This window comes from Bradyrhizobium sp. Arg237L, assembly GCF_029990105.1.
Classification (GTDB): domain Bacteria; phylum Pseudomonadota; class Alphaproteobacteria; order Rhizobiales; family Xanthobacteraceae; genus Bradyrhizobium.
Window position 1 is genome coordinate 64,433 of record NZ_JAQMIL010000026.1, and the last position, 17,606, is coordinate 82,038.

General features: G+C 64.2%; 13 protein-coding genes. 3 read left to right on the forward strand and 10 right to left on the reverse strand.

Going from position 1 to position 17,606, the window contains the following annotated elements; all coding sequences use genetic code 11:
* Positions 1–17: 17 nt before the first annotated feature.
* Positions 18–3,440 carry an indolepyruvate ferredoxin oxidoreductase family protein gene (locus OZ411_RS17860; protein ID WP_282529007.1) on the reverse strand — a complete coding sequence of 1,141 codons (3,423 nt, stop codon included), beginning with the start codon at positions 3,438–3,440 and terminating at the stop codon, positions 18–20.
* Between the two features lie 150 nt (positions 3,441–3,590).
* Here OZ411_RS17860 and OZ411_RS17865 point away from each other — a divergent pair, with 150 nt between their 5' ends.
* Positions 3,591–4,070 (forward strand): Lrp/AsnC family transcriptional regulator, encoded by a 480-nt coding sequence (locus OZ411_RS17865; RefSeq protein ID WP_028169319.1) that lies wholly within the window; start codon positions 3,591–3,593, stop codon positions 4,068–4,070.
* Positions 4,071–4,158: 88 nt separating this feature from the next.
* Here OZ411_RS17865 and OZ411_RS17870 read toward each other — a convergent pair whose 3' ends face one another.
* Genes OZ411_RS17870 through OZ411_RS17880 form a run of 3 tightly spaced genes read right to left on the reverse strand, consistent with a single transcriptional unit; the run spans position 4,159 to position 7,392 of the window.
* Positions 4,159–4,944, reverse strand: coding sequence for a fumarylacetoacetate hydrolase family protein (locus OZ411_RS17870; protein ID WP_282529008.1), 786 nt, complete (start codon positions 4,942–4,944; stop codon positions 4,159–4,161).
* Positions 4,945–4,956: 12 nt separating this feature from the next.
* Positions 4,957–6,324, reverse strand: a complete 1,368-nt coding sequence (locus tag OZ411_RS17875) for an LLM class flavin-dependent oxidoreductase (RefSeq protein WP_282529009.1) — start codon at positions 6,322–6,324, stop codon at positions 4,957–4,959.
* A 15-nt stretch (positions 6,325–6,339) separates the two neighbouring features.
* Positions 6,340–7,392 (reverse strand): Ldh family oxidoreductase, encoded by a 1,053-nt coding sequence (locus tag OZ411_RS17880; RefSeq protein ID WP_282529010.1) that lies wholly within the window; start codon positions 7,390–7,392, stop codon positions 6,340–6,342.
* 377 nt (positions 7,393–7,769) lie between these two features.
* Between OZ411_RS17880 and OZ411_RS17885 the strand changes: the two genes are divergently transcribed.
* Entirely contained in the window at positions 7,770–11,333 is a 3,564-nt protein-coding gene (locus OZ411_RS17885; RefSeq protein ID WP_282529011.1) for an EAL domain-containing protein, read from the forward strand.
* Here OZ411_RS17885 and OZ411_RS17890 read toward each other — a convergent pair.
* The 3 genes from OZ411_RS17890 to OZ411_RS17900 form a co-directional block, all read right to left on the reverse strand.
* Entirely contained in the window at positions 11,307–11,648 is a 342-nt protein-coding gene (locus OZ411_RS17890) for a hypothetical protein (protein ID WP_282529012.1), read from the reverse strand. The genes OZ411_RS17885 and OZ411_RS17890 overlap by 27 nt on opposite strands.
* Before the next feature lie 55 nt (positions 11,649–11,703).
* Complete coding sequence (locus tag OZ411_RS17895) at positions 11,704–11,943, reverse strand: DUF2171 domain-containing protein (protein ID WP_130580714.1); 240 nt, start codon at positions 11,941–11,943, stop codon at positions 11,704–11,706.
* Positions 11,944–12,092: 149 nt separating this feature from the next.
* Positions 12,093–12,557, reverse strand: a complete 465-nt coding sequence (locus tag OZ411_RS17900; RefSeq protein WP_282529013.1) for a cupin domain-containing protein — start codon at positions 12,555–12,557, stop codon at positions 12,093–12,095.
* Positions 12,558–12,782: 225 nt separating this feature from the next.
* Between OZ411_RS17900 and OZ411_RS17905 the strand changes: the two genes are divergently transcribed.
* Positions 12,783–13,376, forward strand: coding sequence for a DUF1080 domain-containing protein (locus OZ411_RS17905; RefSeq protein ID WP_282529014.1), 594 nt, complete (start codon positions 12,783–12,785; stop codon positions 13,374–13,376).
* A gap of 206 nt (positions 13,377–13,582) precedes the next feature.
* Here OZ411_RS17905 and OZ411_RS17910 read toward each other — a convergent pair whose 3' ends face one another.
* The 3 genes from OZ411_RS17910 to OZ411_RS17920 all read right to left on the reverse strand — a co-directional run bounded on the left by OZ411_RS17910 (position 13,583) and on the right by OZ411_RS17920 (position 17,600).
* Positions 13,583–15,880 carry an exopolysaccharide transport family protein gene (locus tag OZ411_RS17910; RefSeq protein WP_282529015.1) on the reverse strand — a complete coding sequence of 766 codons (2,298 nt, stop codon included), beginning with the start codon at positions 15,878–15,880 and terminating at the stop codon, positions 13,583–13,585.
* A 156-nt stretch (positions 15,881–16,036) separates the two neighbouring features.
* Complete coding sequence (locus OZ411_RS17915) at positions 16,037–16,789, reverse strand: polysaccharide deacetylase family protein (protein ID WP_130583737.1); 753 nt, start codon at positions 16,787–16,789, stop codon at positions 16,037–16,039.
* Between the two features lie 4 nt (positions 16,790–16,793).
* Positions 16,794–17,600 (reverse strand): class I SAM-dependent methyltransferase, encoded by an 807-nt coding sequence (locus OZ411_RS17920; protein ID WP_130583738.1) that lies wholly within the window; start codon positions 17,598–17,600, stop codon positions 16,794–16,796.
* Positions 17,601–17,606: the final 6 nt, after the last annotated feature.

Below are 17,606 nucleotides of genomic sequence, written 5' to 3' on the forward strand. Positions count from 1 at the left end.
GCGGCGTTCGGCGCAGCTCACACGAGCTGCGCCGACAGGCGCGCGACCTCCACCTTCACCTTGGCGATTGCGGCGTCCTTCACCGGCCCATAGCCGCGGATTTCCATCGGCGCTCTGGCGATCGCGAGGATGTCGGGCATGCGTCGTGCATCGAGCCTCCCGAGCAGAGCATCGATCTGTTCTTCATACCAGGCGATGAGGTCCCGCTCCGCGCGGCGCTCGGCGGTGTAGCCGAAGACGTCGAACGGCGTGCCGCGCAGCGCCTTCAGTCGCGCGAGAATCTTCAGCGGCGTCCTGATCCATGGGCCGAAGCTGCGCTTGCGTGGCCGGCCCCGCGCGTCCTTGCTTGCCGGCAGGAACGGCGGCGCCAGATGATATCTCACCGAATAGTCGCCTTCGAACTGCTGGCGCAATTCGTCGAGGAAGCCAGTCTCCATGTGAAGGCGGGCCACCTCATACTCATCCTTGTAGGCCATCAGCTTGAACAAGGCGCGCGCGACCGCGTCCGTCAGCGCCTCGGTTCCGAGCGAAGCCTCGGCATCCTGCACGCGCCTCACCGTTTTCCGGTAGCGCGCAGCATAGGCAGCGTCCTGGTAGGCCGTCAGAAAGTCGGTGCGGCGCGCAATCACCTGATCAAGCGTTTCCGCTTCGATCGTTCTCGCCCTATCTGCACCCGGCAGGAAGTCGGGATCGGCGCTGGCGATGCGTCCCCAGGCAAAGGCCTGCTTGTTGCGTTCGACGGCGACGCCGTTGAGCTCGATCGCGCGGAGCAGCGCGTTCAGCGAGACCGGGACCAGTCCCTGCTGCCAGGCGAAGCCGAGCATGATGATGTTGGCATAGACGGTGTCGCCGAGCAGCCGCTCGGCCAGCGCATTCGCATCGATCGTGCTGAGATGACCGCAGCCGATCACGTTCTCGATCGCGCGCAGGCGGGCTGATCCAGCAAGGTCCGCATCGCGGAAACGTACGACATCGCCAGTCGGCATCTCCGCGCTGTTCATCGCGGCGCGCATGCCCTTCCGATAGGTGCCCGACGCCTTGGCCGAGGAACTGACGACGACATCGCAGCCGATCAGCGCGTCGGCCGCGCCCTGGTCGATGCGGACCTGGTGCAGTTCGTCTGGGCTCGACGCGATGCGGATGTAGCTCAGCACTGGCCCGAACTTCTGCGCAAAGCCGGTGAAATCGAGCACCGAGACGCCGCGGCGCTCAAGATGCGCGGCCATGCTGATCAGCGCACCCACGGTAATGACGCCGGTGCCGCCGACGCCGGTCACGAGGAGATCATAGGGACGATCGAGCGGTGCAAGCGGCGACAGGGGCAGCATGGCGGCACGCGCCTGTGGATCGATGCTGCTCGCAGACTTCGCGCGGCGCTTGGCGCCTTCCACGGTGACGAAGCTCGGGCAGAAGCCGTTGAGGCAGGAGAAATCCTTGTTGCAGGTGGAGAGATTGATGCGGCGCTTGCGGCCGAACGGCGTCTCCTTCGGCTCGACGCTGAGGCAGTTCGATTCGACCGAGCAGTCGCCGCAACCTTCGCAGGCGAGGTCGTTGATATAGGCAAAGCGGGGCGGGTCTTCGATCCGGGCCCGCTTGCGCCGGCGGCGTTTTTCGGTGGCGCAGGTCTGCTGGTAGATCAGCACGGAGACGCCGGGAATTTCGCGCAGCTCGCGTTGCACGGCATCCATCTCCTCGCGCGGATGGATGGTGACGCCGATGGGGAAGTCGGCGGGCGCAAACTGCGAGGGAGCATCCGAGACCAGCGCGATCCGCGACACGCCTTCGGCGCGGACGCTGTGGGCGATGGCATGCACGCTCACGGGCCCGTCGACCGGCTGGCCACCGGTCATGGCAACCGCGTCGTTGAACAGGATCTTGTAGGTGATGTTGGCGCCGGCCGCGACGGCCTGGCGGATCGCCATCGATCCGGAGTGATAATAGGTGCCTTCGCCGAGATTCTGGAAGATGTGCTTGTTGCCGGTGAAGCGCGACGATGCCGCCCAGTTGACACCTTCGCCGCCCATCTGGATCAAGGACGAGGTCTCGCGGTCCATCCAGCTTGCCATGAAATGGCAGCCGATGCCGGCAAGCGCCTTCGATCCTTCCGGCACTTTGGTCGAGGTGTTGTGCGGGCAGCCGGAGCAGAAATAGGGTGTGCGCGTTGCGCCCGCGACCGTGATGACGCGCTGTGCATCGGGCGCGAGCGCGGCGGTGCGCTTCGCAAGATCGAGGCCGGGGAAGATTGGGTCGAGGCGCTGCGCCAGCACGTCGGCGAGCGCGCGTGGCGACAATTCGCCGATCCATGAGATCAGGCGTGCGCCGGTCTCGTCATGCTTGCCGACCATCCGCTCCGGCTTCGAGCCTGGATAGTCGTAGAAATATTCCTTGAACTGGCTTTCGATGATGCCGCGCTTTTCCTCCACCACCAGGATCTCGCGCTTGCCCTTCACGAACTCCATCGCATCGTGCAGCGCGAGCGGCCAGACCATGCCGACCTTGTAGATGTCGATGCCAAGGCGGCGGCAGGCGGCCTCATCGAGGCCCATCAGCCGCAGCGCTTCCATCAGGTCGAGATGCGCCTTGCCTGTCGTGACGATGCCATAGGTCGCGTGCGGGATGTCGTAGATGTGGCGGTCGATCGGATTGGCTTTTGCAAAGGCGTAGACCGCGTGCTTCTTTGCCTCCAATCGCTCCTCGATCTGAGGGCCTGGAAGATCGGGCCAGCGATAGTGCAGGCCGCCGGGCGGCGGCGTGAAATCGGGGGCGCGAAAAGCGTGCGGCGGGCGCAGTGCGACGGAGGCGCCGGATTCGACGATCTCCGAGATCGCCTTGAAGCCGACCCACATGCCGGAGAAGCGGCTCAGCGCATAGCCGTATTCGCCGAATTCGAGATATTCGGCGACGCTTGCCGGATGCAGCGTCGGCATGAACCAGCTCATGAAGGCGACGTCGGACTGGTGCGGCATCGAGGAGGAGACGCAGCCATGGTCGTCGCCCGCGACAACAAGCACGCCGCCATGCGGCGACGAGCCATAGGCATTACCGTGTTTCAGCGCATCGCCGGAACGGTCGACGCCGGGACCCTTGCCGTACCAGAGGCCGAACACGCCCTGCACTTGTCTGTCGGGCTGGGTCTCGACCTGCTGCGAGCCGAGCACCGCGGTTGCCGCAAGGTCTTCGTTGACTGCGGGCAGGAATTCGATGCGCTCCGCCTTGAGGCGATCGGCGATGCGCCAGAGTTCGAGATCGACGCCGCCGAGCGGCGAACCGCGATAGCCGGAGATGAAGCCGGCGGTGTTGAGCCCCGCCGCGCGGTCGCGTTTCGCCTGGTCGAGCACGATGCGGACGATCGCCTGCGTGCCCGTGAGGAAGACGCGGCCGTCACCGCGTTCGTAGCGGTCGGAAAGCTGATAGGTGTCGAGGGAGGGAATGGCGTCCATGGCCGGCCTCGCATCGGATTCGGGTCAGCCGACGGTAATCCTGTCCGTCCGGCAAGTGTTACCAATTTATCCCTGCGACGCGCCTCATAGCGGTAGGATTTTGTAGAGAGTTGTAATTCTCGGTAGAATTTACCAAACGGAGATGCCCTCATGGTCGAAGAGCAGGACGAACGCATCCTCACCGAGCTGCAGAAGAACGGACGCGCGACCAACCAGGAACTTGCCGAGGCGGTCGGCATGTCGACCTCGGCCTGCTGGCGGCGCGTGCGCGGGCTGGAGGAGTCCGGCGTGATATCGGGCTATTCGGCGCTGGTGGAACGCGAGCGCGCCGGCTTTGCGACCTCGGCAATCCTTCATGTCTCGCTCGAGCGGCACGATGCAAAATTCGTCGACGAATTCGTGGCGCGGGTGAAGCGGCGCAGCGAGGTCCTGGAATGTTTCGCGACCACGGGAGACGCCGACTATCACCTGCGCGTCGTGGTGCGCGACATGCACGCGTATAACCAGTTTCTCGACGAATTCATGTTCCGCGTGCCCGGCATCCGCTATGTCCGCACCAACATGATCCTGAAGGAGATCAAAACCGGCGTCGCTCTGCCGTTCGACACCAGGCGGCCGCGGAAGGATTGAGACGTAGGGTGGGCAAAGCGAAGCGTGCCCACCTTCGAGCACTCCGCTCGTGATGGTGGGCACGCTTCGCTTTGCCCACCCTACAGCCTTATCGCTGCTCCCTCACGAACCGGTTACGCAGCGTGCCGATGCCGGTGATGTCGATCTCGACAACGTCGCCCGCTTTCAGGTCCGGCGAGGCGCCGTCGGTGCCCATCCAGATCACGTCGCCCGGCCACAGCGTGAAATACTTCGTCAATTCGACGATGAAGGGGACGATGCCGAAGATCATGTCGTTGGTGCGGAAGCGGTTGGTCTCCTTGCCGTTGACCCGCACCACCGTCTCCATGGTGTCGAGATCGACATCGGTCTCGATCCATGGGCCCATCGGCTTGAAGGTGTCGGCATTCTTGGAGCGCCACAGGCCGCGGTCGGCCTTCTGCCAACTGCGCTCGCTGACGTCGTTGCCGATGGTGTAGCCGAACACGCAAGACATCGCGTTTGCCGCATCGAGATGTTTTGCCTTCTTGCCGATGACGACCACGAGCTCGCCCTCGTAGTGGATCTTTTCCGTTGCAGTCGCGGGGATCACCACGTCCTCGTCATGGGCGATCAGCGCGTTCTGGGCGCGGTAGCCGATCTCGGGCCGGTCAGGCACGGCCGGAATCTCGCCGCGCTTGTCGGCGGCTTCCTTCAGGTGCTTCAGATAATTCAGCCCGACGCAATAGAAGGTGCGCGGGATCAGCGGCAGCTCGATCCTCACGTCGCCAAGTGCATGCGTCAGCGCGGTGCGCCGCCATTCGCCGAAGGGATCGCCGTCCACGGTGATGACCTTCTCACCCTCGACGTGACCCCAGGAGGTTTTTCCCTGGGCGGTGAATTTGAGCCAACGCATCGATTTTCTCTCTTATTCGGCCGCGACCTGCGGTTGGGTTTTCCACACACCGGCGACGGGACGGGGCAGGCCGAGATTCTCGCGCAGCGTCTTGCCGGCGTAGTCACGGTGGAAGAGCCCGCGGCGCTGCAATTCCGGCACGACGTGGCGAACGAAATCAGCGTAGGAACCGGGCACATAGCTCGCCGCAATGACAAAGCCGTCGCAGCCGCGCCCGACGAACATCTCCTCCAGCCGATCGGCGATTTCCTTCGGTCCGCCGACGATCGCATCCTGCACCAGGCCGCGGCCGGAGAAGGTGATGAAGTCGCGCGTGCTCGGATTGGCCTTGCCGGAGGTTTTCAGCACGCCGTCGCGGATGCCGAGCATGCCTTGCATGCCCTGCAGTTCTTTCGTCGTCAGCGGCTCGTCGATGCCCTTGGCGCCGAAATCGAAATTCAGCCCCTCGGCGAGCAGCGACAGCGCGTCGATCTCCAGCGGCAGCTTCTGGATCAGCGCCATCCGGTCTTCCGCCTCGGCCTTGGTTGCGCCGCAGACCGGCGTCGTCAGATTGCAGAGAAACATCTGCTCGGGATCGCGGCCGGCCGTTGCGGCCTCATTGCGGATCGCCTCATAGCCTTGCCTTGCGCTCGCAAGATTGCGCGCGGCGGTGAAGATCACCTCGCCCCATCGCCCGGCGAAGCGCTGGCCGCGGCCGGAAGCGCCGGCCTGGATGATGACAGGATGGCCCTGCGGCGAACGCGGCACCGTGAAGGGTCCGCGCGACTTGAAGAACTTTCCGTCGTGATCGAGCCGCTTCACCTTGGTCGGATCGGCGTAGCGGCCGCTCTTCTTGTCGATGATAACAGCGCCGTCCTCCCAGGAATCCCAATGGCCGAGCACGACCTCCATGAATTCGTCGGCGCGATCGTAGCGCAAATCGTGCTCGAGATGGTGCTCGCGGCCCATGTTGAGCGCTTCGCCGTCATTGACCGACGTCACCACGTTCCAGCCGGCACGGCCGCCGGTCATCAGGTCGAGGGTGGCGAAACGGCGCGCGACGTCGAACGGCTCGTAATAGGTGGTTGAACAGGTCGAGGCGAGGCCGAGCTTCTCGGTGACCATGCCCATCGTGGTCAGCACGATGACCGGGTCCATCTTCACACAGCGGATGCCGTATTCGACGGTATGGGCGTGATCGTTGCCATAGCGGTCCGGCATCGCCAGACGGTCGTCGAAGAACGCCATGTGGAATTTTCCGGCCTCGAGGATCCGCGCGATTTCCTGGTAGTAATCCGCCGACATCGAATCGTCGCGCGATTCCGGATGGCGCCAGGAGCCCGGCAGATTGGTGCAGTTCTGCGCCTGCAGGAAGCCGACTAGTGCCATTTGCCGTGTCATGCCGTTATCCCTGTTTCACGCCAGATCGAGCTGTTTTGTCAGCCCGTACTCGCCGGCGAGCGCGCGGAGCTTGTCCCAGGTCGCATCCTCGATCTCGATGCCGTTCTTCCGGCGCTCCTGCTCGCGCAGAAATTCGACCTCGCCGGGATAGAACACGCCCGGACTTCCTTCCGAGGGCGGCGTCGATTTCAGGTAGCGCGCAAACTCCGCCACCTCGCGCTTGAAATCCTGCAGCGGACGGAAGGCGGCAACATTGAACACCGCCATGAAGCATCCGTCATTGTGGCGCCCGGTCGGCTCAACGCCGAATCCAAGCCCGGTGAGCAGGCCGCACAGGACTTCCACCATTGCTGCCAGGCCAGAGCCCTTATAGCCCTCGCTGCCGCCGAGCGGTAGCAACGCGCCGCCCTTGCGATAGTCTGTCGGGTCGGTGGTGTGGCGGCCTTCGGCGTCGATGATCCAGCCGGTCGGAATCCGTTCGCCGCGTGCGACCGCGAGCTGGATCTTGCCGGCCGCGACCGCCGATGTCGCCATGTCCAGATAAAACGGCGCCTCGAGCTCAGAGGGCACTGCGATCGAGATCGGGTTGGTGCCGAGCCGCGCTTCACGGCCGCCGAACGGCGCGACGTGTTTTGGCGAGCGGCCGGAATCGGCGGTGGCAATCCCGATCATGCTCTCGCGCATCGCCATCAGCGGATAGTGCGCGAGCCGCCCGACATGGCTCTGCCGGAGCACGGTGCAGGCGGCGACATTGGCTGTCTTCGCCTTCGCAATCGTCAATTCCATCGCCTTGGCATTGACGTGGAAGCCAAAGCCCCAATTGCCGTCGATCACGGTCGTGGTCGGCGATTCCTGGACGATGGTCCATTTCGCGCCGGGCACGATATGGCCGGCCTTGATGCGGTCGATATAGGTCGGGACCGCGATGATCCCGTGCGAGTCGTGACCGGCGAGGTTGGCGTTGACGCAGCCGACCGCGACCGCCTGGGCTTCCTCCTCCGACGCGCCGGCGCCGCACAGCAGCGCCGCACTGATGCGGGTGAGACGATCGGCGTGGACGATCGGCATGGGGTTTCCTCAGGTTGAAGCCCGCGTCACGTGGCGGGTCTTGCTTGTTTGTGGTTCGCCATGGTCTCAAAGGAGTAGGCGACGAGCAAGGCCAGAATGTCCGGTCCGCCATGACGCCGGCGCGGCTTTTCAGGGCAGCGGGTCTCATGGCAGGGAACCGAGCCCCTGCAGGGGTCGCGTCGCGCCTCAGTCAGTGGCGCGCCGCGTCAGAAGAAATCGTCAACAAACCGGTAATTTTGCGGGGGTTCTATCCGACTTTGTTCGCCCCACATTTACTCTGACTCGCAACTTATAGCTGTTCCTAACGTCCACTTAGGTCTCTGCTCCGCATAAAATCCCGCGGGGCCGGCCGAGACTGGCCGCAGGGAGTTGATCGCTTGGAGCAGACCATCAGGGGTACCTTCGCGGCGTTGAACGCCAGCAACGAAGCGATCCTGTACGCCAAATCGCCGGAGGAGCTGTACGCCAAGGTCTGCGAGGCCGCGTTTTCCAGCGGCGACTTCCTGGCGACGGCGGTCTTCCTGGTGGATGCCGAGACCAGCCTGCTGCGCTTTGCGGTCGGGTTCGGCGAGGATGTCGCGCGGCTGCGCGGCATCCCCATCTCGATCATTGCGAATACGCCTGAGGGCGAGGGGGTGTGCGGACAGGCGTTTCGGGACCAGAAGGCCTGTGTCAGCAACGACTATCTGAATGACCAGCGCTCGCTCGCCTGGCGCGCCGGCGCCCGCGATAGCGAGGTTGCCGCGGCAGCGGCAATGCCGCTGATCTGCAATGGCCGTAGCGTCGGCGTTTTCCTCGTCACCCGGCGCGAGGTCGGCTCGCTCGGCAACGAGCTGGTGTCGCTGCTGGCGCGCATGGCCGCCAATGTGTCGTTTGCGCTGGACAATTTCGAGCATGAGCGCATGCGCAAGAGCAGCGAGCGGGCGATGCGCCGCCTGAACCAGATGTTCGGCGCCATCAGCGCGACCAACGAAGCGATCCTTCGCGCCAAGACCGAGCACGATCTCTACCAGCGCGTCTGCGACGCCGCCGTCCATAGCGGGAAATCCGTTGCCGCCGTGGTCCTGCTCGCCGACCCGGATTCCCATTGGCTCGAGCCGGTCGCCGGCACTGGCGACGCAATCGACCTGATCACGCAAACGCGCTTCTCGATCGATCCGGACAATATCTACGGCAAGGGCGTCTGCGGGCAGGCGTTCCGGACGCAGCGGCCGTGCATCAACAACGATATCCCGAAATCGGACGGTCCGTGGCGACAGGTGGGACACGACGCCGGCGTCATGGCCTGCATCGCGGTTCCCGTGACCAAGTTCGGGAAGAGCATCGGCGTCTTGTTGTTCTTTGTCGGCAGGTCGTGGGCGACGGACGAAGAGATCGTCGCGCTGATGGCGCGGATCGCCGAGAACGTATCGGTGGCGCTCGACAATTTCGAACGTGCCAATGAAAAGGCCAGGGCCGAGCGGCAGAAGGATCGGTTGTCGCGAATGTTCGCGGCGCTGAGCGCGACCAACGAAGCGATCATGCGGGCGAAGTCACGAGAGGAGATGTTCAAGCTGGTGTGCCAGGCGGCCGGCAAGGGCGCCAGGTTCAACTCGACCAGCATCTTCCTGGTCGCAGCCGGCAGCGACTATTTCGAGATGGCGGCGACCGCAGGACCGACGTCCGAAAACGCCCGCAATCTCAAGGTATCGATCGACGAGGCCGTTCCGGAGGGGCGCGGGCTTTGCGGGACGGCATTCCGTTCCAGGCAGGCCAGCATCAACAACAACTTCCTGAAGGACATTGAGGACAGTGCGTTCCGGGACATCATCGAACGCGAGGGCGCACGATCGGGCGCGGCGTTTCCGCTGTTCGTCGACGGTGAGCCCGTCGGCGTGATGCTCTTCATCTCGTCCGAACACGACACCTTTACCGCCGAGTTCGCCGAACTGCTGCAGCGGCTGGCTGACAACGTGTCGTTCGCGCTCGGCAGCTTCGAGCGCGCGGACGAGAAGGCAAGGACCGAGGAGCAGAAGGAGCGGCTGACGCGGATGTTCGCGGCGCTGAGCGCGACCAACGAAGCGATCATGCGGGCGAAGTCGCGGACCGAGCTGTTCCACCTGGTCTGCGAGGCCGCCGTCGTCGGCGGCAATTTCACCTCGACCGCGATTGCGCTGGAGCGGCCAGGCGACGATTACTTGGAAAACGTCGCCTCGGCCGGTCCGGACGGCGAGCGCGCCTTCAACGTGCGTCTGTCCATCAATGCGGCGCATCCCGAAGGGCGGAGCCTCACCGGCATCGCGTTCCGCACGCGGAAACCCTGCATCAGCAACGACTATCTCGGCGATTTCGGCAATTCGAGCCCGTTCTATCAGGTCCTGCGCGACGCCGGCACCCGCTCCGGCGCCGCATTTCCGTTATTGAAGAACGGCAAGCCGATCGGCGCCATCATCTTCCTCTCCTGCGAGATCGGCGCCTTCAGCCCCGAGTTGATCGGGCTGTTGCGACGTCTCGCCGAGAACGTCTCGTTCGCGCTGGAAAATTTCGATCGCGCCGACGAGAAGGCGAGGGCCGACGAGCGGATCGAATATCTCGCCTCGCATGATGGCCTGACGCGTTTGCCCAACCGGGAAACTTTCAACGAATTGCTGCGCCACGCGATCGAGGTGGCCGGCCGCCACCAGCGTCAATTCGCGCTGCTGTTCATCGATCTCGACCGCTTCAAGGTCATCAACGACTCGCTTGGCCACGACGCCGGCGACCTGCTGCTCGTCAAGATCGCCGATCGGCTGCGCGGGACCTTGCGTTCGAGCGACGTCATCGCCCGGCTCGGCGGCGATGAATTCGTCGTCATCCTGGAAGAGACCGACCGCGCCGATGTCGAGACGATCGCCGAGAGCCTGTTGTCGGCGCTCAGCCGGCCGGTGCAACTGAGCGGCCACGAATGCCAGACCACGGCCTCGATCGGCATTGCGATGTATCCTGCTGATGGCTTGGACGCCAAGACGCTGACCAAGAACGCCGACATGGCGATGTATCTCGCCAAGGAGGACGGCAAGAACGGCTTCCGCTTCTACTCCAAGGAGATCAAGACGCAGTCGATCGAACGGCTGACGCTGGAGAATGCCCTGCGCCGGGCGCTGGAGCGCGACCAGTTCTCGCTCTTCTACCAGCCGAAGATCGACATCGCGAGCGGCCAGATCACCGGCGTCGAAGCGCTGCTGCGCTGGACCCATCCCGATCTCGGGCAGGTCGCGCCCGCCCAGTTCATTCCGCTTGCGGAGGAAATCGGGCTGATTGTGCCGATCGGTCGCTGGGTGCTGAAGGAGGCCTGCGCGCAGAACATGGCTTGGCAGCGCCGCGGCTTGCGACCGGTGACGATGGCGGTCAACCTCTCGCCGCGGCAATTCGGCGACGAGAATCTCCTGCACGACGTCGACGAGGCGCTGCTTTCAAGCGGCATGGCGCCGGCGTTGCTGCAGCTCGAGGTCACCGAAAGCATGGTGATGCGCAACGTGCCCTGGACGATCCGGGTGCTGGATGCGATCCAGAGCCGCGGCATCCGCCTGGCGATCGACGATTTCGGCACCGGCTATTCGTCGATGTCGCTGATGAAGCAGTTTCCGATCGACACCATCAAGATCGATCGCTCCTTCGTGCGCGACCTCGCCCGCGACAGCGAGGACCAGGCGATCGCGCAGGCCATCATCAGCATGGGCAAGGCGCTCGGCATGACCGTGATCGCCGAGGGCGTGGAGACGGCCGAGCAGGAGCGCTTCCTGCGCGACCATGGCTGCGACGAGATGCAGGGCTTTCGGCTCAGCAAGCCGCTGCCGCCGCGGGAGCTCGCCGAGTTGTTGCGCTCCGCGCCGGCGCTTATCTCTCCGCCGCTGCAGCCGGAGGAAGATGCCGCGGACGATCAGGCAGCGTCGGATTTAGGGCGGAAACGCGCTGTCATCTGATGGCTGCACATGCAGGTCGCGCACATCCGAATCGGTCGATTTCACCTTGCGCGAGAAATCATAAGGCCACGGCAGATAGGTTTGGCCGGCAAGCGATTTGAGCAGGACGCTGGCGCCTGCCGCGTAAGTCGCGCCCTTGGCGAGGCGCAATCGGATACTCCAGTGGGCCGGCAATTCCACCATGGATTGGCGCAGTTCGAATGCCGGCCCCCACCACCACGCAGGCGCCGGCGGCCGTTCGCTTTCCGGAATGGCGCGCCAGCGTCCATATTCGTCGACGATGCGCTCAAATTGCAGTTTCGCGGCTGGATGCATCGGGCTTCTCTGTTGTGCTCCCATGATATCCGCCTCCGCGCCCCGCGCAAAGCCGCTATTGCTGGCCGTGTTGCCAGTGCGTGGTCACCTCAGTGCCGGTCTTGTTCAGATGAACGTGCTGGTCGACATGGTCCACCCAGGACAGCGGAATGAAATGATGGTGCTGTCCGTCCGGTGAGCTTTGCTTGGTCAGCTTGATCTTGTCGGTTCCTTCGAGATGATCGACCTTTCCAACCGTCTTCCGGTCCGACGAGATGACGTCCATATGTTCCTTGATCTCTGTGGCCATTGCCATCGTTGATCTCCGTACAGTTGGAGAGGATGAACGCGGCAGCCGAGCAAAGGTTGCTGTGCGTGTAGGGTGGGCAAAGCGCAGCGTGCCCACCACCACGGGCGGAGTGCTTGACGGTGGGCACGCTGCGCTTTGCCCACCCTACGAAGTCGTTACTTCTCTTCCGCTGCGGTCGCGGTCGCCGGTCCTTCGCCCATGATCAGGAGCACGGCGTCCTCGTCCTTGGCGCCATCCCAATGCACCTGCTTGCCGTAATGGGTGACGAAGCTGCCGGCGGGCATCGCCACGGTGCCTTTGTCCGGATCGAACTTCGCTCCCGATCCCACCCACCAGGTGCCTTGCAGCACGACGATATAGCGGTCGTTCGGATGGAAATGCGGATGGCTGAAATGGTTGCCCTTGGTCCATTTGGTATAGACCACGTAGAAGCCGGGCTTTGCGGGATCGCCGACCACCACGGCGTTCTGCGCGCCGCGCGCATCTACCGGCCCCCAGGGGATCTGGTCAGGCAATTTATAGACAACGGCGGCGGGATTGAGCTCGGCGGCGGAGCCGATGCTCAGTGTGGCGGCGAGGGCAAGCGGGATTGCAAGGTAACGCCAGGCACTGACGATCATCACTTCCTCCCGTTTTCGGATGGACGCTTGGTTGGTCCATCTCTGTTGCGCTCGATGCTATTCGGGGGCGCTGGTGCTGGACAAGACGCACGCGTGCATGCGTGATCGGCGGATGCGCGGCTTCCCCGCACAACGCAACTGCAGCATCGAAATCGATTTGCGCTCGCACGCGGCAGTGATTAGTTTGCCCGCACAAATCAAAACAACATCGGGAGGATGCTTTTCATGAAACATGCGTGGACGCTTGCGGCCGGTCTTCTGATCGGTACCGCTATGTCCTTCAATCTCGCTTCCGCCGAGGGAGACGGCTGGGTCACATTGCTCGACGGTACCAAGAAAGGCGACTGGGACGAGGTGGGCAAGGCGAACTGGACGTTGAAGGACGGCGCGCTGGTCGCCGACAAGCTCGACGGCAAGGACCTGTCCTATCTCGTCAGCAAGAATTCCTACAAGGATTTCCAGATCAAGGCCGAGTTCTGGACTGACGAAGAAGCGAACAGCGGCATCTTCATCCGCTGCGACACCAACAAGACCATCGATTCCAAGGTCTGCTACGAGGTCAATATCTTCGACAAGCGGCCCGATCCGACCTACGGCACCGGCGCGATCGTCGATGTCGGCAAGGTCAATCCGATGCCCAAGGCGGCGGGCAAGTGGAACACCTATGAGATCACGGCGCAGGGCCCGCATCTCGTCGTCGTGCTCAACGGACAGAAGACCGTCGACGTGCAGGACAGCAAGCACGCGAGTGGTCCGATCGCGCTTCAATATGGCTCCGGCGTGGTCAAGTTCCGGAACGTGCAGATCAAGCCGCTGTAGCGGCGTTCTCCCTTCCCCTGAAAGGGGGAGGGCGGGGTGGGGGTCAAGCCGCGGGCGCAGGTGCGCGTGGAGAGAGATGATCCCCACCCGGCTTGCGCGTTGCACGCGCAAACCGACCTCCCCTTTTCAAGGGGAGGTGAAGGAAGCGCGGAGTGCGGTCAACTGCGCTTCGAACCTTCGCTGGTCAGAGAGCGCCGGTGCGGCGCTCACGCATATTGCTTGTCTTGCTGACGGCTCTCCACCATGGGATTGAGCTCGTTCAGGACGACGCCGACCAGCTTGCGCTCCGCGCCACCGAGCGCGGTGAGGATGTCTTCCATGCAGTCGTTGATATCGAGATGGACCGGCAGCACGGCGAGGAGGCCGTCGGCGAGATCGAAGAGCTTGCGATCAGCCGCGCTCCACGGCATCGCCGGCCCGTCGAGAATGATGAGATCGTAACCGCCGACGGATCGCGCCTGCGCGACCGACTTGCGGATGGCTTCCGCCGCTCTGGCGTCTCCGCCTTCGATGACGGGCAGGATGGAAATTCCGTTCGCCGTGTTGATGGCGCGCGTTGCCTTGCTGCCGATGCTGAGCCAGCCGAGGCGGCCGGCCTCGCGCTTGCCAAGCCGGACGACCTTGCCCGACAATTCGCGCTGCTGATGATCGGCATCGATCATCAGCAGCTTGGCGCCGTCACGTGCGGCCGAGAGCGCCACGTTCAGCGCCACCACGCTGCGGTCGACGGATGAACCCGCGCCGATCACGGCCATGACTGGCGTGCCGGACGCGGGCGCGCGCTTCTTGAGCGTCGCGCACATGTCGCGGATGGCGCCGAGGAAGGTCATCAGCGGAAAGCCCGCGCGCAATGTCGGCCAACCCAGCCGCGTGACGTCGGCGACCTGGCCGGCGGTGAGGATGCCGCCCAGCGTGCGCATCACGTCCGATTCCTGCAGCCGGGCAATCACCGGCTTCTCGATGACGCTGACCGCCGCTTGCGGCGCCGGCTTGCCGAGGACCGGCTGTTTCGCCGGCGCCGCTGTCGTCTGCTTCTCGGGCGAGGTCGACTTGCTCGGCCGAATCGGGTCGGCGCCGGGCGCAAGCTGGTCGACGGCGATGATCCAGGCCGCGGCCGCGAGCCCGCCGAGCACGAAGCCGATCATGGCGAGCAGGCTCATCGCCGGCGGGAAGGTGCGCCGCTGCGGCACGGTGGCTTCGCCGATCACGCGCGCGCTCGAGGTGTTCAGGCTCTCCTGTTCCTCCGTCTCGCGCGAGCGCTTGAGGAAGGACTGGTAGACGTCGCGGCTCGCCTCGACATCGCGCTCGAGTTCGCGCAGGCGCACCGAGGCCTGGCTCATCTGCACGCTCTGGCGCTTCTGCGCGTCCAGCGCCTTGTTCAGTGATGCCTCATAGTCGCGGGCGCGGGTCAAATCGTTCTTCGCGGCCTGCGCGAAGCGCTCGATCTCTTCCCTGATGGTACGGCGGAGATCCTCGACCTGCTGCTCGACCTGCCGGAGCGCCGGATGCCGCGGGCCCAGTTCGCTCTGCAGTTCGGCCTGCCGCTTTTTGGCATCAGCATATTGCGCGCGCAGGTTAGCGATGGTCGGCGACTGCAGCGCCTCGGGGATCGCGCCGGGGTCGCTCGAATTGCGCCGGCTGGCCTCGATCTGGTCGTACTTCGCCTGCGCATCGAGCGTCAGTGCCCGCGCGGCGGCGAGCCGCTGGTTGCTGGCGGAAAGCTGCTGGTCGGCGATCAGCGTGTCCTGGGTGCCGACGAAATTGTTCTGCGCCTTGTAGACGGCAAGCACGTTCTCGGCGTTGCGCAGCCGTTCCTGCAATTCCTTCAGTCGCCCCGAGAGATCCCTGGTGGCGCGCCGGGCGGCGGCGGCCTGCGATTGCTTGGATTCGGCGAGGTAGGCAGTCGAAAGCGCGTTGGCGAGCATCGCCGCCTTGGCTGGCTCATAGGACCAGACGTCGATGTCGACGACGAAGGTGCGGTCGGTCTTGCGCACATTGATGTGACGACTGAGGGCGTCCAGCGCGCTCATCGTCGCCTGGTGCTGCTGTTCTGCCGTTGGACGCTGCTCGATCCCGACCAGGCCGAGCAGCGCGCCGAGGAGGCTCTTGCCATCGCCGCCGCCGCCGAATTCCGGGTCCTTGTCGAGATTGGTGTTCTTGATGACCTGCAACAGCACGCTGTTGGAGGTGATCACCCGCGCCTCGCTGTCGACCACCATCGCGAGACCCGAAACGTCTTGCGCGCGCGGGGTCAGTTCGCGCTCGACGAGCTGCAATTCGCGCGGGTCGACATAGAGCTGCGCGGTTGCGGCGTACTTCGGCGTCAGGCTCTTGCCGATCGCAACCGCGATGCAGGCGCAGAGCAGCGCGGCAGCCGCGATCGCAGCCTTGCGACGCCACAGCAGCAGGACCAGGTCGACCACGTTGAAGCCCTGGCTTCGGCGCGGCTCGCCGGCGCCCTGGCTCTTGGCCTGGCTGTTTATCGGCTGGTCGTAATCAAGCATCGACCCCAGCTTCCATTCCAAACGCCGCACACATCGGCTGAGGGGTTACTCTTCGGGCTGTGCGATGTGCGAGAGCGGACCGCGCGGCAACAACGCAGCAGTAAAAATTAACCATAGTCCTTGAGGGACTATTCACTGAAAAGGCAAACAAAGCGTTTAAGCGCTCGCGCATCGGAACGCCTCCGCCATGGTGAGCGCCGGAATATTCCGCTTCGCCGCCGTTTCCAGCGCGTGGTTCAGGAGCCCCGGCGAGCAGCCATACAGGCTGGGCCGGGTGGCAACGTCGTGGCTGTAGAAAATTAACCAGCCGTTATGGATTTGCGCCTCGTCGAAGGCCCGCTCGATTGCATCGCGATCCATCTGGCGATCGATCAGCGGCATCGCGCGCAGGAACTGCAGGTCGACATTGCCGAAGTTCACGCCCTCCACGATCGAGCGGCAGGTCGCAAACCTGGACTTGAGCAGGTATTTGTGCGCGAACGAGCCGTAGCCGAACGGATAGGCGAAGGTTTCGATCTGCATCGACGGATCGAGCAAGTCGAAGTAGCGGCGGTTGCAGGCGATGTCGCCGGCAAGCGAGCTGACATCGAGATCGCTGGTGCGGCGGTGCGAAAAGGTGTGGCAGCCGATCTCGTGGCCGCGGCGATGCAGCGACAGCACGTCGTCATCGTTGCCTGACGTCCAGTTCGCCGTGTCGACGCCGACCAGGCCGCCCGACACATAGAACGTGCCGCGGGCGCCATGGGCCTCCAGCATGTCGGCGCCAGATGTCACCGCGCTCTTCGACAGGTCGTCGAAGGTGAAGCTGACCATCGGCGTGGCATTGCGCAGCCGGACCCGATCGACCGGCAGATGCATCGCCAGCCGGTGGCTGACCTTCACGACGGCTTCGGACCACAGCGCGTGCATCTTCTCACAGTTTCCGCAGGATCACATGATAGTCGCCGTGCCGCACGTCGGTCTTGCCGGGCAGGAAGAAGTTCATCGCCTTCGCGGTGGCGTCGACCAGCGCGGCGAGCAGGGGCTTGCGCAGGCGCATCTCCGGATAGCGCGGGCTCTCATAGACCTTGCGGTAGATCACCTGCAGGCCGTGCGCCCTGGCGAAAGCTTCGAGCTTGCCCAGCGTGACCAGCGGATGGAAATGGGTCGGGAACGGCGCCTCGCCCGGCAGGCCGGCCTTCTTGTCGCCGCGCACATAGCGATAGAACCAGACGTGGAACCAATGCGGTGAATACTTCGTCACCACGCCGGAGAGCGACTTCGGATTCGGTGCGCCGATCAGGATCAAGCCGTTCGGCTTGATCGCCTCGCAGAAACCGCTGAGCGCGGCCTCGACATCGGGCACGTGCTCGATAACGTTGTAGCAGACGATGAAATCGAAGCTTTTCGGTGCGAAACGGTAGGTCTGAATGTCGCCCAGGATCGTTGCCTGCGCGTACTGATTGTTTTTGACCTGATCCTCGTCGATGTCGACCACGGTGATGTGGCTGCGGCGCAGCACCTTGAGCGGCAGGAAGCTGGTCGAGCCGCCGCCGGCCTCGTAGATCGCGAGCGGGCCCGCCGGCAGCGTTGCCTCCAGGATGCTGTGCACGGTGAGGAGGCTCTGCCGCGCCTCGCCCGGCGGCAGGTCGAGCAGCGACTGCGGATGCGCGGCCGGCCCCGCCGTGTCGACATTGGCGAGCGTTGCATGGATGGCACCGAAAGTAAGGATGTCGGTCATTGGCTG

Excerpts from the sequence above, each read along its gene's own strand:
- OZ411_RS17905 (WP_282529014.1), top strand. The coding sequence starts at position 12,783 with ATGAAACATGCGTGGACGCTTGCGGCCGGTCTTCTGATCGGTACCGCT.
- OZ411_RS17865 (WP_028169319.1), top strand. The coding sequence starts at position 3,591 with ATGGTCGAAGAGCAGGACGAACGCATCCTCACCGAGCTGCAGAAGAAC.
- OZ411_RS17860 (WP_282529007.1), bottom strand. The coding sequence starts at position 3,440 with ATGGACGCCATTCCCTCCCTCGACACCTATCAGCTTTCCGACCGCTAC.
- OZ411_RS17870 (WP_282529008.1), bottom strand. The coding sequence starts at position 4,944 with ATGCGTTGGCTCAAATTCACCGCCCAGGGAAAAACCTCCTGGGGTCAC.
- OZ411_RS17900 (WP_282529013.1), bottom strand. The coding sequence starts at position 12,557 with ATGATCGTCAGTGCCTGGCGTTACCTTGCAATCCCGCTTGCCCTCGCC.
- OZ411_RS17915 (WP_130583737.1), bottom strand. The coding sequence starts at position 16,789 with ATGCACGCGCTGTGGTCCGAAGCCGTCGTGAAGGTCAGCCACCGGCTG.
- OZ411_RS17880 (WP_282529010.1), bottom strand. The coding sequence starts at position 7,392 with ATGCCGATCGTCCACGCCGATCGTCTCACCCGCATCAGTGCGGCGCTG.
- OZ411_RS17875 (WP_282529009.1), bottom strand. The coding sequence starts at position 6,324 with ATGACACGGCAAATGGCACTAGTCGGCTTCCTGCAGGCGCAGAACTGC.
- OZ411_RS17920 (WP_130583738.1), bottom strand. The coding sequence starts at position 17,600 with ATGACCGACATCCTTACTTTCGGTGCCATCCATGCAACGCTCGCCAAT.
- OZ411_RS17890 (WP_282529012.1), bottom strand. The coding sequence starts at position 11,648 with ATGCATCCAGCCGCGAAACTGCAATTTGAGCGCATCGTCGACGAATAT.
- OZ411_RS17895 (WP_130580714.1), bottom strand. The coding sequence starts at position 11,943 with ATGGCAATGGCCACAGAGATCAAGGAACATATGGACGTCATCTCGTCG.
- OZ411_RS17910 (WP_282529015.1), bottom strand. The coding sequence starts at position 15,880 with ATGCTTGATTACGACCAGCCGATAAACAGCCAGGCCAAGAGCCAGGGC.